The organism is Lacticaseibacillus porcinae, from assembly GCF_003946305.1.
GTDB lineage: Bacteria > Bacillota > Bacilli > Lactobacillales > Lactobacillaceae > Lacticaseibacillus > Lacticaseibacillus porcinae.
Genome location: NZ_RHNS01000015.1, coordinates 1 through 23,887 on the forward strand (window position 1 = coordinate 1; position 23,887 = coordinate 23,887).

Consider the following 23,887-nt stretch of genomic DNA (forward strand, 5'->3'; position numbering starts at 1 on the left):
ACTTTATCAGAGAAATCAAAAGTGGTGAACCACGATTCCGTCGAATCATGATCCACCACTAAGGTTAGACTGTTTGTGCGCAACAAAAAGATCCGCTCGCAAAGCCACGTAGGAATGGCTGAACGAACGGATCTTTTCGTTTTTACTAATCAGAAATTATTTACCAGGGACATAATCTTCGTCAATGACCAACACTGGCTTGATGGTTTTACCAGAGCGAGAATCGGCGTTAGCTTCGTTGATTTGATCAAACTTGTAGAACTTTTCGGTTTTATCAAAGTCGAATTGACCAGCTTGATAGAATTGGATCAAGCGAGGAACATCGATTTGGGGAATGGAGTCGCCCATGTTGACACCGACGATCTTCTTGTCATCGACACACAAGTCGTTCCAAGTGTCGACATCGATGTGGTTAGGGGTAACGGCGATGGTGGCAGTGGTGCCGCCTTGAGCTAAGACTTTGATGGAGTTTTCCATGACGGCAGTCACACCAGTGGTATCAACGGCCCAATCAACACCGTAGCCGCCAGTTAGATCTTTAACAGCTTTAACGACATCGACGTCTTTAGAGTTGATAGTGTCAGTGGCGCCGAGTTCTTTAGCTAAAGCCAAACGAGAGTCGACGATATCGATGCCGATGACTTTGACACAGCCAGAGATCTTGCCAGCCATCATCGCAGCTAAACCAACAGCGCCAGTGCCAAAGACGGCAATGGTGTCACCAGGCTTTGGTTGCAAAGTGTTCAACACCGTACCAGAGCCAGTGACATAGCCGCAACCCAGCGGGCCAAGCTTACGCAAGTCGAGTTCTTTAGGGACTTTAACGGCGTTACGTTCGCGGACAACTGTTGTGGAAGTGAAACTCGATTGATCAAACATATCCGCAACATGTTTGCCATCTTCAGTGAAGTGGCTGGAGCCATCAGGACGAATCCCGGACAAATTGTTGTGGGCGTAGTTTTCACATTGCGTTGGAATGCCTTTTAAACAAGACTTACATTGACCACAAGCATAAAATGACAATACCACATGGTCGCCTGGTTGAAATTGGGTGACTTCTGGACCAACTTTTTCAACGATACCTGAACCTTCATGGCCTAAAACAATCGGATAGTCGATCACGGCGTCGCCGATCCGCAAGGCTTCGTCTGAGTGGCAGATACCACTGGCGACCATATGGACTTGGATATCATCTGGGCCCATAGGTGCAAGTTCAATATCATCTTTGATCACAAATGGATCATTTTGCTTTTCAACAACCGCTGCTTTGATTTTCATTGGTGGATCCCTCCTGAATTGGTTTACAGCGTTCATTATTTCACAAAATCACATTAAATCAAGCGCTTACATTATTTATCACAACATATGTTCCGATACGATCGACGATATTGAAACAGTCATTACCTTGATGATGACGCGATTTACCGTCAGACGAAACAGTTTGCTGACAACTGTAATGGAACATATCTACAGTTGATCGATGAATGACGAATTAGCAGCGTTTTGGCGGTCAAACCGTGGCGCGTGGCCGTATTTTTCAGCGTATTTATGATAGAAAAAGCTTTTATTCCGGATGCCAACTGCCGTGCAGATCTCAGTGATCGGCGTTTGGGTGTTTTGAATCAAGTCGTGAGCGCGCAACAAGCGTTCTTCAGTTAACGCCACAGAGAATGGTTTGCCGACGACTTTGGTGAATAAGTTGCTGAGGTAGTTTTTGTTGTAGGCGAATTCGGCAGCCAAGTCATTAAGGGTCAGTTTTTGATAATGGCTGCGGATCTCGTCAAGCATTTGCATCGCGAGCAGTTCGCTTGGCGACAATTGTTGGGCAGTGGTCGGATAATGCCGCACTAATAACGCGATCAAAATCGTCAATTGCGCTTGAATGATGGTGTCGGCAAAGTCGCGTTGTTGATAATATTCACAAATCAACGCTTCAAGAATGGTTTGAATTTCCGGTTGCGCGGTTTGCTTGGCTTGAAATAATAAATGCCGCTGTTGGGTGGTGTCGGCGTGATTCAACAAGAAATCGTAGAACACACTTTTTTGTGCTTGCAGCTGCGTCAGCAAGTCCAGCGATAAATTGCGGTCGCGAAACAAAACGTTGATCATGAGATCATCAGCGCCTAATGCTTTGATCGCATGTTGACTGCCAATATCAAGTAACAACACATCACCTTGATCTAAGTGCAAGGGTTGGCCATCGACGACTTCATCAGCACTGCCGCGCAACATATAGTTGATCTCAAAAAATTGATGAGTGTGTAGTGGATAGTCAGCAAAGCGGTTATGTTTGCGAATGCTGACGCTACTGTTATTGAAGAAATAGTCATTCAACACTGGCATTTGGGTTTGGGAAGTTGCTAGCGTATCGATGGCTGCTGGGGGAATGTCGTCGGCGACCATGTGGCTGTGTTGTTGTTGCCGTTCAACTGAGGTTAAGGCTTGCAGTGATTTTAAAACCGTGATATCCATGTGCCGCCTCCGACTTAGAATAGCTTTAATATAACATTGACCAGACATGTCGTGCGATCTTTTTCAAAAAGCACACATTTCATGGTATGCTTAAGGCAAATCAGCAAAAGGGAGCGATTACATGTTGAGCCTTGCCAAGTATATTGACCATACGTTATTAGCCCCAGATGCCACGCAAGCGCAAATTGATACCGTTATCTCACAAGCTAAAGAATATGGTTTTGCCAGTGTCTGCGTGAATCCTTATTGGGTGCCGCGCGCCCATGCGGCGTTGCGCGATTCTGATGTCAAAGTGTGTACGGTGATCGGCTTTCCGCTAGGGGCGAATACCACTTTTGTGAAAGTCGCTGAAGCCAATCACGCACTTGATGAAGGTGCCCAAGAAATCGACATGGTGTTGAATATCGGTGAATTGAAATTTGGTCATGACGATCACGTCAAAGCCGACATTCAAGCAGTTGCTAGTGCCACTCATGCCAAAGGTGGTTTGTTGAAGGTGATCATCGAAGCCGCATCGTTGACTGATCAACAGAAAGTCCGCGCTTGCGAACTCGCTGAACAAGCCGACGCTGATTTTGTCAAAACCTCTACCGGCTTTGCTAAAGGCGGCGCCACGGTGCATGATGTGGTGCTGATGAAACAGGCAGTCGGTACCCGTTTAGGGGTCAAAGCGGCTGGTGGTATTCACACATTAGCCCAAGCCAAGGCTTTGATCGAAGCTGGGGCCACTCGCATCGGCGCTAGTGCAGGCGTGGAAATCTTGAAGGAGGCTGAACATGAGCAAATTTAACCGGGTCATCGCGATCGTCACCGATTCTATCGGCATTGGGGAAGCCCCAGATGCCGCCAAATATCATGATCTCGGTGCGGATACCTTAGGGCATATCGGAGATCATTTTGATGGGGATCTCTGTTTGCCGAATTGGCAACATTTAGGCCTTGGGAATATTCAACGGCCGCGACCGATTTTAGGCGCCGGTCCAGTGCCTGATCCTAAGGGTTACTATGGCAAAATGTTTGAGATCTCTGCTGGCAAAGACTCGATGGATGGCCACTGGGAAATGATGGGGTTGCCAGTCACGCAACCATTAGGCTTTTTCCCAGCAGGTTTCCCAGATGCGTTGATTCAAAAAATCGAAGCTTTCTCAAAACGTAAAGTGATCGTCAATCTCCCATATTCTGGGACCGAAGTGATCAAAAAATATGGCGAGCAACAACTGCAAACTGGCGACTTGATCGTGTATACTTCCGGCGACTCAGTATTGCAAATCGCTGCTAACACTGCGGTTATTCCATTAGAAGAGTTGTATCGCATTTGTGAATATGCCCGCAGTATCACGATCGACGAGTATCACATCGGTCGGGTGATCGCGCGGCCATATGTTGGGGATGCGGCAGATAACTTTACCCGCACTTCTGATCGCCATGACTACACCCTGAAACCGACGGCGCCGACGGACTTAGATCGCTTGCAACAAGCAGGCGTCCCGACTTATGGAATCGGGAAGATCAACGATATCTTCTCTGGGATCGGCTTAGATGACGGCGTACACACCGTATCTAATGACGACGGCATGGTCAAAACCATTCAAGTGGCGCAGTCTGATCGCAAAGGGTTTATTTTCACGAACTTAGTCGACTTTGATGCGATGTATGGTCATCGTCGCAATGCCCAAGGAGACGGCGAAGCGTTGATGGCGTTTGATCAACGGTTAGGCGAATTGTTGCATGTGTTGAAACCAGATGATTTGTTGTTGATCACTTCCGATCATGGCAATGATCCTGCCTTTCGTGGCACTGACCATACTCGCGAATATGTACCGTTGATCGCTTATAGTCCAAGTTTACAGCAATCAGGTGATCTCGGGGTTCGCAGTCCATTTTCTGATTTTGGGGCCACGATCCTCGACAACTTCAATGTCCCTGCTGGTGAATTCGGACAATCATTCCTGTCGCAACTACAATAGGAGGTCAGGTCATGAGTACACATATTGATGCACCAAAGTCTGCGATCGCGCCGATTGTTTTACTGCCAGGCGATCCACTGCGAGCGAAGTATATTGCCGAAACCTATTTAACGGATGCCAAATGTTACAACACAGTCCGCAACGCTTTTGGTTATACCGGTTACTTTGAAGGTGTCCGCGTATCCGTGCAAGCGACTGGCATGGGGATCCCGTCAATGAGTATTTACGCCACCGAGTTGATGGTGGATTATGATGTGCAAGTGTTGATCCGTGTAGGCACTGCAGGCGGATTGAGTCCAGACGTGCATGTCCGCGATGTGGTGTTAGCCCAAGGGTCGACCACTGATTCATCGATCATTCTCAATACCTTTGGTGCGGGGATGTATTTTGCCCCGCTGGCTGACTTCAAATTACTGGATGCCGCATATCATCAAGCCCAAGCACAAGGCTTAGCGGTGCAAGTGGGCAATGTCCTTGGGGAAGATCGCTTCTATAATGATGAAATGGATCGCCACAAGCTGATCAAATATGGCGTGTTTGCCACTGAAATGGAAACGCCAGCGCTTTATCTGCTAGCGCGAAAGTATCAAAGGCAAGCGTTATCGATTTTAACAGTGTCCAATCATTTGGTGACTGGAGAAGAAACCACCGCCATCGAACGACAAACGAGTTTTGATGACATGATCGCGCTTGCATTTGCGATTGTAAAGGGATTGTAATATTACGCCGACAACCGTGGCCAGCCCCGACTTGTCGGCTTTTTGTATGCCCAGTGAAGCATTTGCGAACACGTATTCGGGTGTGCAAATCCCGTGATGGTGCTATTCTGAAACTATCTATTTAAGAAAATTTAAGCTATTAAAAGTGTCCTTAAGTTTTGATTGGAGGAATCTAGATGACAGAGTCAAAAAAGGCCTTTGCGATCGCTGCAGGTTTAGCTGGGGTTGCAGGTGCTGCCACATTAGTCGCTGCACCAAATACTGTTAGCGCATCGACTGGTACCGTCACCTATTCAGAAGGTGCGACCACAGTTTGGCAAACGCCAGCTTTCAACACTGTGCAACGTTACGTAGTCAAAGACCAGTCCATCGCTATTGTCGGCCAAAAAACCGTCAACGGTACTATTTGGTATCAAATCGGCACAAACGAGTGGATTCCTGAAATCTACCTCCATGTGGATGGCGCAACGCCACAAGCCACTAGCACAGCGAATGTGAAGACGGCTGCGACTACCACCGCGACTGGGACTTTCCAAGTTGAAGCCACTTATACTGAAGGCGCTGTAACTATTTGGAACAGCACCAACTATTCTGATGCTTCAGGCAAGTATTTAACCACTGATGCCACTGCAACGGCTGTATCCACAGTCCAAGCTAACGGTGAAACTTGGTACAAGTTGGCTAACGGCGGCTATGTGCCTGCACGTTTTGCTGCTAAAGCTGGTAGTGCCCAAGCAGTAGCTGCTACTCAACCAGCTGCCACTGCAACGCAAGCAGCAACAACGACAGCACCAGCTGCTGCGACGACTACGCCTGCAGCAGACACGACCAACACTACCACTGGCACGACAGCAGAAGATACGGCAAACACTGCCACGACTGCTGCTGCCGCAACATCCACGACTAGTGCAGCGCCTACCACTGCTGCGACGACCACTGCCACTGCTACCCAAGCACCAGCAGCAGCTCAAAGCACCGCAACGCCTGCCACTAGTGCCACGACTGCCACCGCAACGCAAACTTTGAAAGTGACTTACACAGACTCTGTTGTTACTGAATGGAAGTCTGCAAGCTACTCTCAAGCTGCTGGCAAGTATTTGGCACCAAACCAAACCGTTACTGCAGTTGGGACCACCACTGCAAATGGTGAAACTTGGTATCAATTAAGCGACGGCAACTTTGTTTCAGCTCGCTTCTTCGGCGCTCAAGGCACCGCTAACAGTAGCAAAGCCACGACCACTACACCTGCACCTCAAGCGACAGCGACGACTAGTACGCCAGCTGCAACGCCTGCAAAGACGACCACACCTGCTAAAGTGGCAACACCAGCAGCTACGACGCCAACGACTTCTGCAAGTGCAAATGGCACTCGTGCTGCTCGGATCGCAGCGGTGATCAACGTGGCCAAAGCGCAACTTGGTAAGCCATATGTTTGGGGCGGCAAAGGCCCTAACAGCTTTGATTGCTCTGGTTTAACGCACTACGCTTACTTAAACGGTGCAAACAAAGAAATCGGTGGTTACACCGGTGCCCAAGAATACTCTGGGACTGTGGTTTCCATTGCGAACTTACAAGTTGGGGACTTAGTGTTCTGGGGTACTCGTGGTGCCACTTATCACGTGGCGATTTACCTTGGCGGTGGCCAATACATCGCTGCCCCTCAACCAGGCGAAAACGTCAAAATTTCTTCGATTTCCAGTTACTTTGCACCATCCTTCGGGGTCCGCGTTTTGTAATTGCCAATCAAAAAGCGTCGAACATTGTGTTCGGCGCTTTTTTTTGTGCCCAGTGGTTTTTGAGGCGAACTTAGGTGACTGAGTAGCCTCAAGCGTAGCTAGTCGTGTTACCGTTGCCTCAAAAACCACGCGGTTAAGCTAAATACCGCCCCATGATCGTCAACCAATGGCTCAACTCCAATTTTCTCACTGTCCCTAAACCAGGGAAATGATCTAATGACAACATGGTCTCTAAAGCGTCAGTGCGTGCATCAGGATGCATCGCAAGCCACGGCGCAAGCGTCGCTCGGGCTTCAAAGAATTTGGTGCCAGGATCTTGATAATCGTCATTATTGACCGATACAAAATGCCGCACCCACAGCTGGCCATGTTCGCAATATAGCCAATGCATCGCGATCGCGCGTTGTGGATACCCATGTTCATCAAAATGATGTGTACTCAAAGGATAATCAGCAAAGCCGACGCCAGGCAGTTGACTGCGAGAATATTGATAGAACTCCCGTTGCACTTGATAATAATCTTCTGTTCGTCCGCGGGTGGGATAATGGTCTTCTAAATAAATCGCTTGGGGTAGGTGCATCGCACGCACGCGAGCGGTATTAGGCACCATGGCCAATTGCTCAGGTGGTAGCAGTTGCACTTGACCAAAAGTTTGGGCGATCACGAGATCTGCAGGCAACACGTCAAAATATCGCGCTGTCGCTATTGGCTTTGGTAAAGGCTCAGGTAATACGTGTTTGGGGTGTGATAATAACCCGTATTGGCCAACTTGCGGATTTTTAACGACGAATAATGGCTGGTCGGCTTTTTCAAACGCTTTGACGACGCCGACTAACGCAGGAATATCTTTGACCGGTTCGATCACCGGAATAATATTCGGGCTCAAAGTTTTGGCCATGGTTTTAAGGGCGAGCAAGTCATATTGCCGCCCGCGGATCAAGGGGTAATATTTCATTGATCTGCCGCCATTTTCAATTCAGCTAATTCTGCTGTCAAGGCATCAACTTCTGCTTGCAAGGCGTCGATGGTGTCACTGTGCAATTTGTCGACAAATTGATCATACAAGTTTGCGTCAGGGTCATAAACTTGATAATCTGCCGAGCGTTTACGTAATTCCCGCAACAGTTGCTCATTTGAAAAGGCCCCAAGTCCACGCTTAACGCGCTTGGCTTTGTTGACTTCCCGATCCAAACTGGCAATAAAACGCTCGGTTAACGCCGCCTCATCAACTTGCAACGCTTGATGGCGCGCAGGCTTGGCAATGGTCAATGCACCAGGCGCTAGCGGCGGTTGTGAACTTTCAGCGATGGCTTCTGGATCAAAGGCCCGATAAGTCATCACTCCGATGTGTTCAGGGATCTCCGCTTTGAGTTTGGGATACAAAGTCGCGGGGAAAACAAAATAATTGTAATTCCCGATAAACGACAGTTTCGCATTGGAGTGAAAGTCCGCTTTCGTCACTTTCAGTTCAAAACACCGCCAAATGCCGTCGTTTTGACGCACTAAAGTGTCCACGATCCCAGCGTTGTCAGGCATGGTAACTTCTTCAACGGCAGTGGCGCCTTGTTCTTCCCAATAAGCATATAACGTTTTTTCCAAATCAAGGGTCAAATCAGTTTTCATGAGTCTTCCTTTGTCGTTGCCCAAAATTCTGTCAGCTGTCCTGCCAGTTGTTCCAACCCGTAACTCACTGTGGCATGGGCCCAGTGGGGTGGAAATAACTGCGCATAATCCGGTCGACAAAATCTCGCATCCAGCAATAAAATCACGCCGCGGTCATGCGTCCCACGGATCACCCGGCCACCTGCTTGCAACACATTGTTGAAGCCTGGCAGTTGATAAGCATAAGCAAAGCCGTTGCCATTGACGCGATCAAAATAAGCTTTCAAACGGTCGGTTTCAGAATTTAACCCTGGTAAGCCGACAGACACGATCGCCACGCCGATCAATTGGGCGCCTTTTAAGTCGATGCCTTCACTAAAGATCCCGCCAAGGACGGCAAATCCGATCAACGGTTCTGGATCTTCGCGAAAATGATCTAAAAACTGCGCCCGTGCTTCTGCATCCATGGTCCCAACTTGTTTGACCACTTTCATGTCAGGATTCGCTGCTTCAAAAGCTTCTGCGACTTGCGTTAAATAAGCATATGACGGCAAAAACACCAAATAATGGCCTGGTTGGGCGCCACACATCACCGTTAAGCTGGCGATCACTTCAGGCAAACTTTGCTGGCGCTGCTTATAGGTGGTTTGAATGTTGCCGGTAACGATCACGGCTTGATGTTTCGGGTCAAATGGTGAAGGCAGGCGGTAAGCCAGTGAATTCTCTGAACCACCGAGGACATCTTGATAATAAGGCAAAGGGGATAGCGTTGCGGAAAATAACACAGCACCGCGACCTTTATCAAGGCTGGCACTGATAAATTCTGAAGGATCCAAACACATTTCTTTAATGGTGAGTTTTTGACCATCATCAGTGAGTTTGGTTTCAAAACAATCATTATAAAAGTCGTAGATCCGCAAAAATCCTAAACACACAAAGTATACTGGCAACAACAAGTCGACGACGGCTTGTTGATCGGTCCGCAACTCACCAGATAACCATTCGTGAATACTTTGACTTAAACGATCGAGCGCTTCAACGAAAGCTTCGACTGGATCTGCGCGAAAGACTTCGCGTTGGCCGTCCATACTCAACCGCACCACATCAAATGCGGTGATCAATTTGGTGATATTGCCTTTAATGGCAGGTAAACCTGCCCCTTTGAATGGGGCTAAAGCGACTTTCAATTGCGTAAACGCCGCATCATCGATTTCTGCAGAATACATATCGCGAGCGCGCGACACCAAGTTATGGGCTTCATCGATCAAAAAGAAGTTCGCGTCGTCGGGTTCAGCAAAAAAGCGTTGTAAGAACACTGCTGGATCAAATAAATAGTTATAATCGCAAATGATCACATCACAAAATAAACTGGCATCCAAGGAGAATTCGAAAGGATCCAAGCTGTGTTTGCGGGCGTAAAGTTCGATCGTTTTTTTGGTGATCGCATTTTCATTGGCCAACATATCTTTTAATGCAGGCTTCAGGCGATCGTAATAACCCAGCATATAAGGGTTTTTCGTCGGGTCGTCTGGTTCATCGTCAAAGGTGATGGTGTCTTTGGCGGTCAAGGTGATGCTTTTGGCTACTAAGCCGTGAGTCTCTAGTAATGCCATCGCTGATTCGGCGACATGGCGAGTGGATTGCTTGGCCGTTAAATAAAAACACCGCTGGATCAACCCGGCGCCCATGGCTTTGATCGTTGGGAAAATGGTGGAAATCGTCTTCCCAGTACCAGTGGGCGCTTCGACAAATAAACGTGTGGATGCTGCGATAGTTTTATATGCGGCAGCGGCGAGTTCACGTTGGCCTTGACGATAAGCTGGGAAAGGAAATTCGAGGTCTTCAATGCTTGCGTCACGGGTTTTGATAATGTCGCTACGTAACTTCAACCAATCGCCAAACTCGGCAAGCAAGTCATCGAATTCATCGCTCAAGGCTTCAGCAGTTTGCACTTGAGAAAATCGCGTCACCGCATCATTAGACGTTTGATAATACACGAGATCTAAGGTGATGTGGTCGAGCTCGCGTTCTTGACATAAAAAGTGTCCGTAAACACGTGCTTGTGCCCAATAGCGATCTTTGGTGTTTTGTGGGAGTTGATCCCATGAACGCGCAGACGTTTTGATTTCTTCGACGACGACGCCTTTAGCAGTGGTTTGCACGCCGTCAGCGCGACCATCGATCACATACACTTGATCGTTGACAGTGACAGCGTGTTTCATATAAACTTCTTTTTCATAGGTATCGTCATACGCTGATTGCAGGCGGCGGTGGATCTTGGCCCCGATCAACGCGGTGTTATTTGAATTGGTCGTGACAGGATTGAGATCCCCAGTGCGAACGGTGAATTCCACGAATTCCCGCACCCCGATACGATTGGTGGCCAAGTGCTCACCTCCTTGGTGATGTCGACGGCAGTTTAATCCCTACTAGTATAGAGGAGTTTGGAAAAAAGTTGAACCTTGTCAGAAAAATCGCTATAGTGGGCCTTGTCATGAATTTCTGAAAAAAGGGGATCCCGAAAATGGAAATCAACACCAAAGCCTTCCAAGATGCCATCATGGACGGCAACTACACCACCTTCAATCAAGATGTCACCCCAGAAACTGCAGCCAAAGGCCTAGATGCTGCCTTAGCCCCAGTGTTTGCTGCGGTGGATGATGCGATTGCCGCAGGAAAGCTGATCCAAGCGCAATTGACCATCACTAGCGCCGAACCCACGATCATTCGCTTGGAAACTGGGATCGTGAATTTACCTTTTGCCGATGCCAAAAAAATTATTAATTTCTTAGAACCTGAAGAACAAGTCCCATTGAAACTGTATCTGATCGTGATCGCCGACCATGTCAATGCATCTGGGTTACGCATTGATGAAGTCGCGACTTTAGATCAATACACCGCAAACCCTGCGGCACAACAAGCTGCCATTGTCGCTGCTGGGATGCAAAAGCTCGACGAAATTGCTGAAAATCAATTGCGGCCAGCCCCAGCACCAGTGGAAAAGAAACCTGCTGCTCGCAAAACCACGACGAAGAAAACGACGACTAAACGTAAAACCACGACTCGCAAAACGACTGCTAAGAAAACCACCACTCGCAAGCGCAAGCCAGCAGTGAAAAAGGAGGCTAACGCATGATCACCCAAGCCTTAATTTTTATCGGCGTGGGCCTTGCGGCAGGGATTTTAGGGGCATTATTAGGCCTCGGCGGTGGCATCATCGTCACGCCTGTGATCACCTTGATCCTCGGTTTGCCGATCCAATATGCGATCGCCGCGTCGATCATTGCCGTCATTGCCACAAGTTCAGGGGCGACGATCGCCTATCTTAAAGATGAAATGCTAAACTTGCGAGTGGCGATGTTTTTGGAAATTGCCACGACGGTTGGGGCGGTGCTAGGGGCAGTGGTCACTGGGTTAGTGTCGAGCAAAGTGTTGTATGTCTTGTTTGGCGCGCTGTTGATTTTCTCGACGTATAATATGATCCGTAAAATGATCGGAAAAAAAGACGCCCAACGCGACCCGGTACCGGATCCTGCAGCTGAGAAGTTGCGGTTAAACGGTGCTTACTACGATAAAGCTAGCGACAAAGAAGTCGAATATAAAGTCACCAATGTCCCAGGCGGCTTTGCGATGATGTTTGGTGCCGGGCTTGCGTCAGGACTGCTTGGTATCGGCTCTGGGGCATTTAAAGTCCTTGCCATGGATACGATCATGCAAATGCCTTTGAAGCCTTCTACGGCGACGTCAAACCTGATGATGGGGGTCACTGCCGCAGCTAGTGCCACAGTGTACTTCTTTAACGGTGCTTTGCAACCACAAATTGCCGCGCCTTTAGCCATCGGTATTTTAGTGGGGGCGACCATCGGGACACGGATCATGCAAGTCTTACCAACCAAAGTGTTGCGGCTGATCTTTATTCCAGTGATCGGCTACATGGGCTTGCAAATGCTTTTGAAAGGATTTGGGGTGACCATCTGATGACGCCAGAAATGAAAAAAGAAATCGACGACATCGAAAAAATCATCGGCAAGATCATGCAGATCGGCGTATTGATCGCGGCTGCAGTGATCATTGTCGGGATCTTAGATTTGTTGATCACCGGCTCGACAGGCTATCCAACTGGGGTGCATCCACATGCCCCTGGGACGATCTTGCAAGGGGTCGTGCAATTCAAGTCTTATGCCATCATGATGTTGGGGATCTTTTTATTGATCTTGACGCCAGTGTTGCGAGTGGTGGTATCCATCTATGCATTTATCAAAGAAAAAGATCATCTCTACACTTGGATCACCACGATCGTTTTGATCATTTTAGTGATCGCCATGGTGATCGGCTACTTAGGTTAAAATGAACGCTTCGTGCTTACTGACGGTAGGTGCGAGGCGCTTTTTTGTTTTTTAATGCTGTGACGCTTGTTCATTATAGATGCACACTTTGTTATTAAATTAATGGGATGTATTCCAACTGTTCCTGTTTAGTAACGTTCACGTAAAACTCGCCTGCTAGACTCTAGTTATCAAATGTTGAAGCTTTTGTGATTTTATTAAATCAAAAGCGAACTTTTTTCGAGTATTACGCCAGGAGGAATATCGTGAAAATCAGTAAATTAACCGCATCTTTATTAACCAGTACCGCCGTCTTCGCCGGGGTCCTTGTTGCCCAACAAGGCCAATCGCACACGGTGTCTGCCGACAGCAAATTACGCGTCGACTACTCATCGAACTTGCGTCAACAAGCAGGCACTGACGCCAACATCATCGGTGGCTTAAAAGTCGGCGAAACTTACAGCTATGATAAAACTGCCAATGCCAATGGTTACACTTGGTATGAAATTGGGGCAAACAAGTGGGTCGCTTCTGCCGGCACTAAAGTTACCGGTGGCCAAGTTGTCGTCACTGACGCCTCAAACAAACGCGTTGGCCCATCAACTAGCACCAAGATCGCTGGCGGCTACTACCCAGGTCAAAAGTTGACCTTTACTGAAACCACGCAAGCTGGTGGTTACACTTGGTATAAAGTCGGTAAAAATGCTTGGGTCGCAAGTGCCGGCGTCACTGAAGTTGGCGTAACACGGGTCGCAACAGCATCCGCTACTACGACTGCTGCGCAACCAGCAACCGCGACTACTGCAACTAACGCCCAAACCACTGCCCCTGCAGCAACTGCCACGACACCAGCTGCAAGCACAACCACCACTGCAACACCTGCAACGACGACCACTGCTTCGGCAACACCAACGGTTACTGCTGCTACTGGTAAAGTGCAAACGGCTGTGGCTTCTAACTTACGTAGCAGCGCCAACACTGCTGCAACGATCACTGGGAGCTTGCCAGCAGGCACGATCCGCAACTACACTGCCACCACTGTCGCTGATGGCTACACTTGGTATCAAGTGGGCACTAACCAATGGGTCGCAGGCGCAACGCCATATTACGGGACTGCTAGTGCCACCACTAGCGCACAAAGCACCGCAACCACTGCATCAACTACCACAACGCAAAGCACCGCAGCATCAAGCACGACGACACAATCAAGTGCTACTACCGGTTCCACTTACACTAGCGCCGGCACGCAAACTGCAAAGAACGCTGCAGGTAACACCTATGCTTGGGGCCAATGCACTTGGTATGTGAAGTCTGTTGCACCATGGGCTGGCAACTACTGGGGCAATGGTGGCCAATGGGGCGCTAGTGCTGCCGCTGAAGGCTTCACAGTCAACCACACCCCAAGTGTTGGGTCGATCGTCGTAGTTGCCGGTGGTCAAAACTTCGGTGGCTGGACTGCCGCTGCTGGTTATGGTCACGTTGCTTATGTTGTTGCCGTCAACGGTGACAGTATCACTGTGCAACAAGGCGGCATGGGCTTTACAAACCCTGCAGGTCCTAACACCCAAGTGGTATCAGGCGCAAGCAACTTCACTTACATTCATCGTTAATCACGCCAAAGCGAGTCGTCAACGACTCGCTTTTTGTGTGGTGTTATTTTGACGGCGATCGCATTGTAATATTTGTTATCTTTTAAAACTAAAAAAATACCAAAAATGCTTAAGGATGTTTTAGGATTGTTTGATTTTAGTCATCTTAATGTAACACGACAAGCGTAAACTCAAAAGTGTCAAAAAGTTGATTTTTTGATGTTGAATTTATAAATGAATGTTATTAAAAATGAAATTATTTCGGGGGATCCTATGAAATCAAGCAAGCTTGCCTCATCGTTATTAGCTAGTACTGCAGTATTTGCCGGCGTTTTACTCGCCTCTGGCCACAGCAACAAAGTTTCCGCTGCCAGCTACGTGAAGATCAACTATTCTTCAAATGTGCGTCAAACCCCAACCACTGCCGCTAAAATCGTTGGTGGCTTAAACGTTGGGTCAGTGTTGTCTTACACGAACACTGCCACTGCTAACGGGTACACTTGGTATCAAATCGGGACGAATCGTTGGGTCGCTTCCGCTGGTGCGTCAACGACGAACGCAACGACTAGTACCACTGGCACTGCTGCTAGCGGTAAAGTGCAGATTAAATATGCGTCTAACCAACGCTCAGGTGCCGGAACTGGCTACAGCGTCAACGGCAGTTTACAAGTCGGCGCTGTTTATACTTATACTGCCACAGCTTCTGCGAATGGCTACACTTGGTATAAGATCGGTGATAACCGCTGGGTCGCTTCTGCCGGTGCTGCGGTTTATACCGGTAATGCGTCAACAACGACAAACACGAGCACCTCAACAGGTACCGCAGCGAGTGGCAAAGTTCAAATCAAATACGCCTCTAACCAACGCTCAGGTGCCGGGACTGGTTATGCCGTTAATGGCAGCTTAAAAGTCGGTGCGGTTTATAGCTATACTGCCACAGCTTCTGCCAACGGTTACACCTGGTACAAGATCGGCACCAACGCTTGGGTCGCCAGTGCCGGCGCTTCGGTATATACCGGCAGTGCCTCGACTTCAACGAGCACGTCAACGAGTACGTCCACTTCAACTAACAGTTCTGCTTCTGCAAAAATTGCTGCAGTGATCGCATTAGCGAAAACTGAAATCGGGAAGCCTTACGTATGGGGTGGTAAAGGCCCGAACAGCTTTGATTGCTCAGGGTTGATGTATTACGTCTTCTTACATGCAGCAGGGATCAACATCGGCGGCTACACCGGCGCGCAACAAAATGCCGGCACCCGCGTCAGCTTGTCAGCTTTACAACCAGGGGACATTTTGTTCTGGAGTGCCAATGGCAGCACTTATCATGACGCCTTGTATATCGGGAACAACCAATACATCGCGGCACCTGAACCAGGCGAAACTGTTAAGATCGCCACGATCTCCAGTTACTTCTACCCAAGCTTTGCAGTGCGGGTCTTAAAATAAACCATTGAAAAAACCTTCACGAATTTTTTCGTGAAGGTTTTTTTAGCGGCGTAAACGTTGCGGTTGTGTCAATGCTTGAGCCAATGCATCACATAAAGCAATCGCACCAGTGTTGATTTGAGCAAGGGTCGGACCGGTGAAGTTCAACCGCGCGCCATTGGTCATGCCAGCACCTGGTACCATCACACTAGCTGGGACAAATGAGACATTGGCTTGTGGCATCAAGGTATCATTCATGAAGACTTCAGCGTCAAAGCCAACAGGCAACTGCAACCACAAGAAGAAGCCGCCATCGGGATCATTGACTGTGCAGCCTGCTGGTAAATGTTGCCGCAAAGTGTTGACCATCAAGTTTTTCTTTTCTAAATAGCAAGCGCGGATCTCTTGAATATGAGCGTTCAAGTCGTTGTGTTCAAGATAAGCGTTGATCCCATGCATCATTAAGTTGCTGGATTCAACATCGACGCCACCTTTTAAAGCGGTTAAGTGATGTAATAACTCAGGTTGAGCGACGAGCCAACCGAGGCGTAAACTTGGGGCTAAGATCTTGGAAAAGCTCCCTAAGAAAATCACCCGCCCTTGGGTGTCTAAACTTTGCAACGTTGGTAAGTTGGTGCCGGTGTAGCGTAAATCACGATAAGGGCCATCTTCTAAGATCATCACATCATATTGATTCGCTAAAGCGATCAATGCTTGGCGTTTAGCTAATGACATCACCGTGCCTGTCGGATTTTGAAAATCAGGAATGGTGTAGATCAATTTCACAGATTGCGTCATGAGTACTTTTTGCAACGCTTGTAAGTCCATACCGTCTGCTTCCACTGGCACGGTGTAATAGGTGGGCTGATAGGCATCAAAAGCAGCTAAGGCGCCGACATAAGTAGGACCTTCCACCACCAAGCCGTCGCCGACATTGAGCAGCAACCGCGCGGTGAGATCGATGCCTTGTTGGGCGCCTTGGGTCAATAACACATCGTCATCGGTGACTGCCATACCGTCTTGTTGCATGCGCGTGGCAAGCTTTTGACGTAATGGTTGATAACCAGTTGCTGATGCATATTGCAATAATTCTGGATCTTCGCCAGAGAAGCTGTGAGCGAAGGCTGAGTTGAGTTGTTTGGTGGGGAAAAGTTTGCGATCTGGGTAGCCGCCAGCAAAAGAGATCACCTTGGGGTTGGACGCGGCGAATAACGCCTCTAATCCGGCACTGGCAGTTTGATAATTGCGTTGAGCTAATTCCATGATGATCTTCCTTTCTGTTTGGCTTAACTTGACTTAAGCTTACGTTGTCTTTATGATGAAGTAAAATTCAACTTGTTCAAAGCTACATGAGATTTTCTCATCTATTAGAACAAATAGCGTAACCGCGGGATCTGGAGGCAATTGATGAGTAATTTTAGTTACGAAGTTTTTAGTGCAGTGGTGGAAAAAGGGACCTTTATGCAAGCTGCTCAAGCCTTAAATGTTACCCCAAGTGCGGTATCTCATAGTGTGTCGCAACTGGAAAGTGACCTCGGCTTTCCATTATTCATTCGCAATCGCACTGGGGTGGAATTAACCCCTGATGGGACGGCGATTTTGCCGACGATCCAATCGATTTTGAATTTGGAAGATCAACTGGTGCAAATCGCCGATAACATTAACGGCATCAACACTGGTCGCATTCGCATCGGGGCCTTTTCGTCAGTGTCCAACAACTGGTTACCCGAAATTATTTTGCGGTTTAAGAAACAATATCCTAAAATTGCGGTGTCATTGGTGCAAGCTAGCTTCAATGAAATCGCTGAACAAGTGCGCGTCGGGACCATTGATATCGGGTTTTCATTAATGCCAGTGGCCAAGCAATTGATCGCCATTCCATTGTTGAAAGACCCGATATACTGCATCACCCCGCTGGCTTATACGCCTGCTAACGGGACCTTCATGACGGATCGCGACATGGCGCATCAGAATTTCATTTTGCAACAAGCTGACTATGACCGCGATACGAAAAAGGCCCTTGATCGCTACAATGTGTCAACGAACTCTTTGCATTACTCTTTAGATGACCAATCGATCCTGTCGATGGTAGAAGCAGGACTTGGTCTTGGGGTGTTACCAAAACTGGCGTTAAAGAAGTTAGTTGGGGATGTAAACACCTATTCATTTTCTGAACCTTTTGAACGGACTTTATGTTTGGTGATGAACCCCACCACCCAAAAGTCGCCTTCAGTCGCGCGGATGCAAACCGTGATCGAAGCTTATTTGAAAGAGCATTATCCTGAAGACTGCTTGTTGTAGCCGCCAGTTGCGTTAAAATAATCCTATGAATTAGACGTGAGGAAACCATATATGAATCAAAAACTGATCGCCTTAGATCTAGACGGTACCACCTTAAATCAAGCGGGAACATTGAGCCCGCAAACCATTGCCACGTTACAAGCTGCGCAAACTGCCGGCCATTTAGTGGTGATCGCCACTGGACGGCCTGATTCGATTTCAGAGCATTTCTATGATGAACTCGGCTTAACCGCGCCGATGATCAACTTTAACGGCGCGTTGATCCATAAACCCCATCAACATTGGGGTGGTGAACGACAAGTGGCGTTGACGACGCAAACGGCATTAGCGTTGAAATCATTGAAAACCCAATTTGACATCGAATTGATGGTTGCAGAAGGCAAACAACTGTTACTTGCAGATCACGGATACGTGAATATGCCATTTTTACCAGATCTGCCAGATCCTCAGTCGTTATTTGATGCTGATGGGTTAACGCAAGCCCCGATTTCAGTGACGATGTTTATTCGCGAACACACTTTGACCGCTTTGCAACAAGCGGTCGCCCAACACTTCCCAAGCCTCACCCCAAAAACTTGGGGCGCATGGAGTGGTGAACACACTGCACTTGAAGTGACAGAAGGCAACACCAGCAAATCTCAAGCAGTGGCTTATGTTGCCGGCTTATATGGCATCGATCAAGCAGATGTCATCGCGTTTGGCGATGATTTGAATGATTTGGATTTGATCGATTACGCTGGGGTAGGCGTCGCAATGAAAAATGCGCGACCAGAGATCTTGCAAGCGGCTAATGCAGTGACGGCTTTTGATAATGAAAATTCAGGCATGGCGGATTATTTAGCCGATTACTTAGCCTTGTAAGAAGATGAGTGGATGCAACATACAGTAGAAAATCAAACTTCAGCGCAGTTAGTGGGGATGTTTTGTTGTTCATTGCTGCTCAATGGCTTTGGTAATGGACTGACAGTGGCGATGAACCTCGGCAGTGCGTTGTGGACGACTAGTGCTGTGAATATGAGTCACGCGTTTGGCGTGAGTTTGCTGTTGATCTTGTTGTTAGAAGGGGTGGCTGTGGTGTTGTTTAACGCCGCAGTGCTTGGACATTTGGATTGGCGGCGGATCGCAGGGAACTTTATATTTATGATCCCATTTTCATTTTTGGTATCAGCGTTTGCTGATGTGATCAAAATGACCCCTTTAGTGACGATGCCGTTGGTTATCCGGGTGGGGTTAGATTTAATCGGGATCATTTGCATTGGCTGTGCGATTTCGATTTATCAACGCATTAACGTGGTGATTCATCCCAATGATGACCTGATGCAGATCATTCGCTTTAAATTCTTCCATGGCAATGCTGCAATCGCCCAAGTGGTATCGTTTCTGCCTCCGATCATCATCGATATCTTGTGCGTGTCGTTTACACGGCAGATTTATGCCATTAACATCGGAACCTTGTTTTCCTTGGTGGCGCAAGGTGCAGTGATCGGCTTTGCAGATATGCATGTCTTCCCGAAATTGAAACATCGCCATTTGCAGGTGTAAGATGCTATCGGCGAAGTGTCGGTTATGATGATTGCAAGTAGGCGACAGTGGTCGGGCATTGCGGAGGTGAATTGAACCATTGCCAGTGAAAGTGAAATCAAGAAAGACGCTGGGTTTGCGGCTTGCGCAGATTTCACCGGCAGAATTTGAAACAAAGTGCTTTTCTTTGGTTCAAATTCTAGGTGGAAGAACATCGGCGCACTTTGCCGATTTCTGGAGCCGGCCGCACTGGCAATGGTTCAATTCACCGGAGTGATGCCTGACCTTGCCACCACCACGTTTCTCATAAATTGTTCACGCCCTTGTCAGATTCGATTGCTACACTATTTGCAACAAGCGAAAAGAGGGATTCACATGACGTCGCGCAAACTTACGCAACGCGAATTACTATTTATTGGCACCATGTTGTTCGGCTTATTCTTTGGTGCAGGCAACTTAATTTTTCCAGTATTTGTCGGCCAACAAGCTGGGGATCACTTATGGCCAGCGGTGATCGGCTTTTTAATTTCTGGCGTCGGCTTACCGTTGCTTGGTGTCGCTGCTATTGGGATCACCAAAGTCGATGGGGTGTTTGGCCTTGCTGAAAAAGCAAATCGTCCATTTGCCTATCTATTTACGATTTTGTTGTATCTGTGTATTGGCCCGTTGTTTGCACTGCCGCGATTGGCGTCGATTTCTTATGAGATCGGGTTGACGCGCTTTGTCAGCAATGCGCACCAAACGCCGGCGCTTGCGGTTTATTCAGTGCTGTTCTTTGCAGTGGCGTGGTGGTTTGCGCGCAAACCCAGCAAGATCATGGTGTATGTGGGCAAAGTGCTGACGCCAGTGTTTTTAGTGGTACTGGCGGTGTTATTGATCGCAGTGGTGGTGTCGCCTTTAGGGCATGGCCAATCAGCAGTGGGCACTTATCAAACCGCCGCGTTATCGACGGGCTTTACCGCTGGGTATTCCACCATGGATGCCCTTGCCGCGTTAGCTTTTGGGATCATTGTTGTCAATGCGATCAAACAACTTGGCATTACCCAACCGACTGCGATTGCTAAGCACACGGTGTTAGCGGGGACGCTAGCGGCAGCTTTGATGGGCGTGATCTATGCACTACTGGCATTGCTCGGACGCAATGCCTTAGGGGTATTTTCCCGCGCAGATAACGGTGGGGTGATCCTAAGTAATGTCGCGCATCAATATTTTGGGACCTTTGGTAACGTGTTATTAGCTGTGATCGTCGTGATCGCCTGTTTGAAAACCGCGATCGGCTTGATCACTGCTTTTGGGGATACCGCCAAAGAAATGTTTCCTCGCATCCCTTATCAAGCGGTGATCGCAGTGGCAACGCTGGTGCCGATGTTTTTTGCCAATGTTGGCCTTGATCGCTTGTTAAAGGTGTCGACGCCGGTGTTAATGGCGCTATATCCTTTTGCCATTGTGTTGATCTTAGTGGGGTTGTTGTCAGTGCTGTTTCAACAACATCGCTGGTTGTTCAACTTATCGCTGTTGTTTACCGCGATCTCAGCCTTGCTTGATGGGTTAAATGCCACTGGGTTGCAAGCTAGCTGGTGTACCAGTTTGTTGAAAATCGGGAAATTTTTGCCTGGATTTGCTTCAGGATTAGGCTGGACGATCCCTGCGTTAGTGGGTGCGGTGCTTGGCATCGTTGTCGATCGCGTCACGTTAGCGAAAAAAAATTCTCTTAAAAAATTTTAATTGGCCCACAATTTGTTGAATATAAAGCAATTATGCCTTTGAAAAGGCCGGTATGACGCAACTTTCAGCACAATATGTGGGATCTGATCAAAATCAGGTGATTTTAATTCAGATTTGCCAATACGATGAAATTTAGCTATCGTATAAGAGTGAGTAATTTGAAAGGATGGCGTAAAGCTATGACTAAGTCGATCACTGATCTGACGTCTGATGCGCAAATTAAAGCCCTCAGCGACTTTATTGATTTTTATTTGGATAAATTCCGTAATGAAGGTTTGGACCTGATCGCCCAAGCTGATACCACTGGCCACATCGCCGATATTAATGCTTGGTTGATGGCTAACCAATCCTTTAACAAAGAAGAATTGAAGTCCGGGCTGTTGTCTGAACGTGGGGAAAACTTGATCGCCTTGTTAAAGACGATCAACGCCCCATTTAACGACAATGGGTTGCCTGTAACGCCTTGGAATGAATGGTTCAAAGCGGACCTCGACACGATTCCACAAGGACGTTAAACGGTACTGACGGCTGCAGTTTAGCCGTCTTTTTTTTCAGGAGGGAACCCATGGACAAGTATCTGATCATTTCAGACATCGACGGCACTTTGGCATATGACCATCAACATGTCAGCGCCAAAACCATTGCCGTATTACAACAATTATTAGATGCCGGCCATGAATTCTACGCTGCGACTGGCCGCATGTATAACTTAGCAAAAGTCATCGCCGATCAAGTTGATGACCGCGCCGAGATCATCGCCTCAAACGGTGCCGTGTATGACTTTAACGGCGAACGTGTCCATCATTTAATGGGGGAGCATGCGTTGAGGTTGACGGAACAAGCCGCCGCCATGCAAAATCTTCCGGCAGTGTACTTCACTGATGACACCGTTTATTACACCAAAACGCCAAGTCAATCGGTGATCGATACCATGATGAGCTTTGCTAGCACTGCCGCCAATATTGCCGTTAAGCAAGTGCACACCATTGAAAATTTGCTTGGCCATGTCAACGAGATCACCAATGGGATCATCTTTAGCCCTCATGATCCAGAATCATTGGCACGCACAATGATGACGTTAGCTGCAAGTAACGCGATGCATTTATCTGCTAGTGACGCCACCAATATTGAATTGATCCCCAAACATGTCGACAAGTCGACTGCGATCGCCGAACTCCAAGCCAAAACTGGGATTCCAGCCAGTCGTACGATTGTCTTTGGCGATGGGTTAAATGATTTGGGGATGCTTAAAGCTGCTGGGATCTCAGTGGCGATGGGCAATGCGGTACCAGATGTTGCCAAAGCTGCGCGTTTTCAAACGCAAAGCAACACAGAAGACGGCATCGCGCATTTCTTAGAAAACTATTTCGCATAGTTAAAAGAGGCCTTGTGCCTCTTTTTTTGTGCAGCTGCGAGTAGCGTGCATTTTTTAGTGAAATGATTTGGAAGTTATGAGCTAGTATTGGAAACGGTAACATGCGACAATAAGGCCATCGAGAAAGGATGATAGGGATGTATGAAGCAAAAGCAACGCGGTATGATCACCTAGCAGTACGATCGGTCGGCAATTCTGGTTTGCGATTGCCAGCGGTGTCGTTAGGGTTGTGGCAGCGATTTGACGCGCAGGCACCGTTTGACGAACGGCAAGCCTTGTTGTTGCATGCGTTTGATGCAGGCGTATTTCATTTTGATGTGGCTGATCACTACGGCATTCCTTATGGCTCTAGCGAAGCGTTACTTGGCAAAGTCCTTGCCAAAGAGCTGAAAGGGTACCGCGATGAGTTGGTGATCGCCACCAAAGTCGGTTTTACCATTGGTGCCGGACCTTATGGCGACGGGTTATCGCGCAAGGCGATCATGCAACATATCGATGGGTCACTGCAACGGTTGCAAACTGATTATGTCGATGTTTACTACGCCCATCGCTTTGATGAAACAGTGCCGCTTGAAGAAACGGCATCGGCCTTAGATACCGTCGTTAAAAGTGGTAAAGCGCGCTATATTGGCATTTCCAATTACAATGTCGAACAAACCCAAGCGGTATTGGCGTTGTTTGAAACTTACCATACGCCGGTGGTGGTGTCGCAAATGAGCTACAACATGTTCAATCGCTCAGTGGAAACTAGCGGTTTGTTAGACGTGTTGCAGAAACATCATCAAGGGTTAGTGGCATATGGGCCGCTATCAGAAGGCTTGTTGTCTGATCGTTATTTGAACGGATTGCCGCCAGACTTCAAGATCCACCACACCAATCAAGCGACCTTAAGTGTTGGCGCTGACGCTTTAGTTGAAAAACTAAACGCCTTAAATGCCATTGCCCAAAATCGCGGACAAAGTTTGAGTCAATTGGCATTAGCATGGTTATTGCGCGATCCAGTAGTCGCCAGTGTGATCATTGGGACCACTAGCGCCGCCCATTTAGATGATAATTTACAAGCCGCCCAAAATACGACGTTTACTGCCGATGAATTAGCTGCCATTGATCAAATCGTCACATTGTAGTTG

General features: G+C 48.0%; 22 protein-coding genes. 16 read left to right on the forward strand and 6 right to left on the reverse strand.

Translation table 11 applies throughout. The annotated features are described in order from the left end of the window. Window positions 1-156: 156 nt before the first annotated feature. Together EKM92_RS10615 and EKM92_RS10620 are read right to left on the reverse strand one after the other, a co-directional pair. On the reverse strand, window positions 157-1,278 hold the full coding sequence (locus tag EKM92_RS10615) for an NAD(P)-dependent alcohol dehydrogenase (protein ID WP_125710605.1): 1,122 nt from the start codon (window positions 1,276-1,278) through the stop codon (window positions 157-159). A 189-nt stretch (window positions 1,279-1,467) separates the two neighbouring features. Next, window positions 1,468-2,472: an AraC family transcriptional regulator gene (locus EKM92_RS10620; RefSeq protein ID WP_125710607.1), complete on the reverse strand. Its 1,005-nt coding sequence runs from the start codon at window positions 2,470-2,472 to the stop codon at window positions 1,468-1,470. 121 nt (window positions 2,473-2,593) lie between these two features. Here EKM92_RS10620 and deoC point away from each other — a divergent pair, with 121 nt between their 5' ends. From deoC to EKM92_RS10640, 4 genes are all read left to right on the forward strand, one after another. Further along, complete coding sequence (gene deoC, locus EKM92_RS10625) at window positions 2,594-3,262, forward strand: deoxyribose-phosphate aldolase (RefSeq protein ID WP_125710609.1); 669 nt, start codon at window positions 2,594-2,596, stop codon at window positions 3,260-3,262. Further along, window positions 3,249-4,439, forward strand: a complete 1,191-nt coding sequence (locus tag EKM92_RS10630) for a phosphopentomutase (RefSeq protein WP_125710611.1) — start codon at window positions 3,249-3,251, stop codon at window positions 4,437-4,439. The genes deoC and EKM92_RS10630 overlap by 14 nt, the downstream gene beginning before the upstream one ends. An 11-nt stretch (window positions 4,440-4,450) precedes the next feature. Further along, window positions 4,451-5,158: a purine-nucleoside phosphorylase gene (gene deoD, locus EKM92_RS10635; protein ID WP_125710613.1), complete on the forward strand. Its 708-nt coding sequence runs from the start codon at window positions 4,451-4,453 to the stop codon at window positions 5,156-5,158. A 176-nt stretch (window positions 5,159-5,334) separates the two neighbouring features. Next, the gene (locus tag EKM92_RS10640; protein WP_125710615.1) at window positions 5,335-6,894 is read left to right on the forward strand and encodes a C40 family peptidase; all 1,560 of its coding nucleotides are present in this window, start codon (window positions 5,335-5,337) and stop codon (window positions 6,892-6,894) included. Between the two features lie 133 nt (window positions 6,895-7,027). On the opposite strand, the gene EKM92_RS10645 is transcribed toward EKM92_RS10640, so the two are convergent. Genes EKM92_RS10645 through EKM92_RS10655 form a run of 3 tightly spaced genes read right to left on the reverse strand, consistent with a single transcriptional unit; the run spans window position 7,028 to window position 10,883 of the window. Continuing rightward, a complete protein-coding gene (locus tag EKM92_RS10645; RefSeq protein ID WP_125710617.1) occupies window positions 7,028-7,849 on the reverse strand; it encodes a sce7725 family protein in 822 nt (273 codons plus the stop codon). Further along, window positions 7,846-8,517, reverse strand: a complete 672-nt coding sequence (locus EKM92_RS10650) for a hypothetical protein (protein WP_125710619.1) — start codon at window positions 8,515-8,517, stop codon at window positions 7,846-7,848. Before EKM92_RS10650 ends, EKM92_RS10645 begins: the two co-directional genes overlap by 4 nt. Continuing rightward, the gene (locus EKM92_RS10655) at window positions 8,514-10,883 is read right to left on the reverse strand and encodes an ATP-dependent DNA helicase (RefSeq protein ID WP_125710621.1); all 2,370 of its coding nucleotides are present in this window, start codon (window positions 10,881-10,883) and stop codon (window positions 8,514-8,516) included. The genes EKM92_RS10650 and EKM92_RS10655 overlap by 4 nt, the downstream gene beginning before the upstream one ends. A 137-nt stretch (window positions 10,884-11,020) precedes the next feature. On the opposite strand from EKM92_RS10655, the gene EKM92_RS10660 reads away from it, so the two are divergent. The 5 genes from EKM92_RS10660 (at window position 11,021) to EKM92_RS10680 (ending at window position 15,856) form a co-directional block, all read left to right on the forward strand. Further along, window positions 11,021-11,632 (forward strand): hypothetical protein, encoded by a 612-nt coding sequence (locus EKM92_RS10660; protein WP_125710623.1) that lies wholly within the window; start codon window positions 11,021-11,023, stop codon window positions 11,630-11,632. Beyond that, window positions 11,629-12,474, forward strand: coding sequence for a sulfite exporter TauE/SafE family protein (locus tag EKM92_RS10665; protein ID WP_125710625.1), 846 nt, complete (start codon window positions 11,629-11,631; stop codon window positions 12,472-12,474). Before EKM92_RS10660 ends, EKM92_RS10665 begins: the two co-directional genes overlap by 4 nt. Continuing rightward, on the forward strand, window positions 12,474-12,842 hold the full coding sequence (locus tag EKM92_RS10670; RefSeq protein ID WP_125710627.1) for a DUF1634 domain-containing protein: 369 nt from the start codon (window positions 12,474-12,476) through the stop codon (window positions 12,840-12,842). Before EKM92_RS10665 ends, EKM92_RS10670 begins: the two co-directional genes overlap by 1 nt. A 245-nt stretch (window positions 12,843-13,087) precedes the next feature. After that, on the forward strand, window positions 13,088-14,431 hold the full coding sequence (locus tag EKM92_RS13845; RefSeq protein ID WP_275937826.1) for a CHAP domain-containing protein: 1,344 nt from the start codon (window positions 13,088-13,090) through the stop codon (window positions 14,429-14,431). Window positions 14,432-14,683: 252 nt separating this feature from the next. Next, window positions 14,684-15,856 (forward strand): C40 family peptidase, encoded by a 1,173-nt coding sequence (locus EKM92_RS10680; RefSeq protein ID WP_225420792.1) that lies wholly within the window; start codon window positions 14,684-14,686, stop codon window positions 15,854-15,856. A 42-nt stretch (window positions 15,857-15,898) separates the two neighbouring features. Here the strand turns inward: EKM92_RS10680 and EKM92_RS10685 are convergent, their stop codons facing one another. Next, a complete protein-coding gene (locus EKM92_RS10685; protein ID WP_125710631.1) occupies window positions 15,899-17,098 on the reverse strand; it encodes an aminotransferase-like domain-containing protein in 1,200 nt (399 codons plus the stop codon). Between the two features lie 144 nt (window positions 17,099-17,242). Here EKM92_RS10685 and EKM92_RS10690 point away from each other — a divergent pair, with 144 nt between their 5' ends. From EKM92_RS10690 to EKM92_RS10720, 7 genes are all read left to right on the forward strand, one after another. Continuing rightward, a complete protein-coding gene (locus EKM92_RS10690; RefSeq protein WP_125710633.1) occupies window positions 17,243-18,136 on the forward strand; it encodes a LysR family transcriptional regulator in 894 nt (297 codons plus the stop codon). Window positions 18,137-18,187: 51 nt separating this feature from the next. Beyond that, window positions 18,188-18,997: a Cof-type HAD-IIB family hydrolase gene (locus EKM92_RS10695; protein WP_125710635.1), complete on the forward strand. Its 810-nt coding sequence runs from the start codon at window positions 18,188-18,190 to the stop codon at window positions 18,995-18,997. A 12-nt stretch (window positions 18,998-19,009) separates the two neighbouring features. Continuing rightward, complete coding sequence (locus EKM92_RS10700; protein ID WP_125710637.1) at window positions 19,010-19,678, forward strand: DUF6198 family protein; 669 nt, start codon at window positions 19,010-19,012, stop codon at window positions 19,676-19,678. 354 nt (window positions 19,679-20,032) lie between these two features. Continuing rightward, window positions 20,033-21,382 (forward strand): branched-chain amino acid transport system II carrier protein, encoded by a 1,350-nt coding sequence (gene brnQ / locus EKM92_RS10705; protein WP_125710639.1) that lies wholly within the window; start codon window positions 20,033-20,035, stop codon window positions 21,380-21,382. 179 nt (window positions 21,383-21,561) lie between these two features. Further along, on the forward strand, window positions 21,562-21,897 hold the full coding sequence (locus EKM92_RS10710; protein ID WP_125710641.1) for a hypothetical protein: 336 nt from the start codon (window positions 21,562-21,564) through the stop codon (window positions 21,895-21,897). Window positions 21,898-21,947: 50 nt separating this feature from the next. Further along, complete coding sequence (locus EKM92_RS10715) at window positions 21,948-22,757, forward strand: HAD family hydrolase (RefSeq protein WP_125710643.1); 810 nt, start codon at window positions 21,948-21,950, stop codon at window positions 22,755-22,757. 137 nt (window positions 22,758-22,894) lie between these two features. Further along, a complete protein-coding gene (locus EKM92_RS10720; RefSeq protein ID WP_125710645.1) occupies window positions 22,895-23,884 on the forward strand; it encodes an aldo/keto reductase in 990 nt (329 codons plus the stop codon). The last annotated feature ends 3 nt before the right edge of the window (window positions 23,885-23,887 follow it).

Excerpts from the sequence above, each read along its gene's own strand:
- EKM92_RS10685 (WP_125710631.1), bottom strand. The coding sequence starts at position 17,098 with ATGGAATTAGCTCAACGCAATTATCAAACTGCCAGTGCCGGATTAGAG.
- EKM92_RS10645 (WP_125710617.1), bottom strand. The coding sequence starts at position 7,849 with ATGAAATATTACCCCTTGATCCGCGGGCGGCAATATGACTTGCTCGCC.
- deoD (WP_125710613.1), top strand. The coding sequence starts at position 4,451 with ATGAGTACACATATTGATGCACCAAAGTCTGCGATCGCGCCGATTGTT.
- EKM92_RS10665 (WP_125710625.1), top strand. The coding sequence starts at position 11,629 with ATGATCACCCAAGCCTTAATTTTTATCGGCGTGGGCCTTGCGGCAGGG.
- EKM92_RS10615 (WP_125710605.1), bottom strand. The coding sequence starts at position 1,278 with ATGAAAATCAAAGCAGCGGTTGTTGAAAAGCAAAATGATCCATTTGTG.
- EKM92_RS10720 (WP_125710645.1), top strand. The coding sequence starts at position 22,895 with ATGTATGAAGCAAAAGCAACGCGGTATGATCACCTAGCAGTACGATCG.
- EKM92_RS10620 (WP_125710607.1), bottom strand. The coding sequence starts at position 2,472 with ATGGATATCACGGTTTTAAAATCACTGCAAGCCTTAACCTCAGTTGAA.
- EKM92_RS10640 (WP_125710615.1), top strand. The coding sequence starts at position 5,335 with ATGACAGAGTCAAAAAAGGCCTTTGCGATCGCTGCAGGTTTAGCTGGG.
- EKM92_RS10700 (WP_125710637.1), top strand. The coding sequence starts at position 19,010 with ATGCAACATACAGTAGAAAATCAAACTTCAGCGCAGTTAGTGGGGATG.
- EKM92_RS10630 (WP_125710611.1), top strand. The coding sequence starts at position 3,249 with ATGAGCAAATTTAACCGGGTCATCGCGATCGTCACCGATTCTATCGGC.
- EKM92_RS10680 (WP_225420792.1), top strand. The coding sequence starts at position 14,684 with ATGAAATCAAGCAAGCTTGCCTCATCGTTATTAGCTAGTACTGCAGTA.
- EKM92_RS10695 (WP_125710635.1), top strand. The coding sequence starts at position 18,188 with ATGAATCAAAAACTGATCGCCTTAGATCTAGACGGTACCACCTTAAAT.
- EKM92_RS10660 (WP_125710623.1), top strand. The coding sequence starts at position 11,021 with ATGGAAATCAACACCAAAGCCTTCCAAGATGCCATCATGGACGGCAAC.
- deoC (WP_125710609.1), top strand. The coding sequence starts at position 2,594 with ATGTTGAGCCTTGCCAAGTATATTGACCATACGTTATTAGCCCCAGAT.
- EKM92_RS10690 (WP_125710633.1), top strand. The coding sequence starts at position 17,243 with ATGAGTAATTTTAGTTACGAAGTTTTTAGTGCAGTGGTGGAAAAAGGG.
- EKM92_RS10715 (WP_125710643.1), top strand. The coding sequence starts at position 21,948 with ATGGACAAGTATCTGATCATTTCAGACATCGACGGCACTTTGGCATAT.
- EKM92_RS10670 (WP_125710627.1), top strand. The coding sequence starts at position 12,474 with ATGACGCCAGAAATGAAAAAAGAAATCGACGACATCGAAAAAATCATC.
- EKM92_RS10650 (WP_125710619.1), bottom strand. The coding sequence starts at position 8,517 with ATGAAAACTGATTTGACCCTTGATTTGGAAAAAACGTTATATGCTTAT.
- brnQ (WP_125710639.1), top strand. The coding sequence starts at position 20,033 with ATGACGTCGCGCAAACTTACGCAACGCGAATTACTATTTATTGGCACC.
- EKM92_RS10710 (WP_125710641.1), top strand. The coding sequence starts at position 21,562 with ATGACTAAGTCGATCACTGATCTGACGTCTGATGCGCAAATTAAAGCC.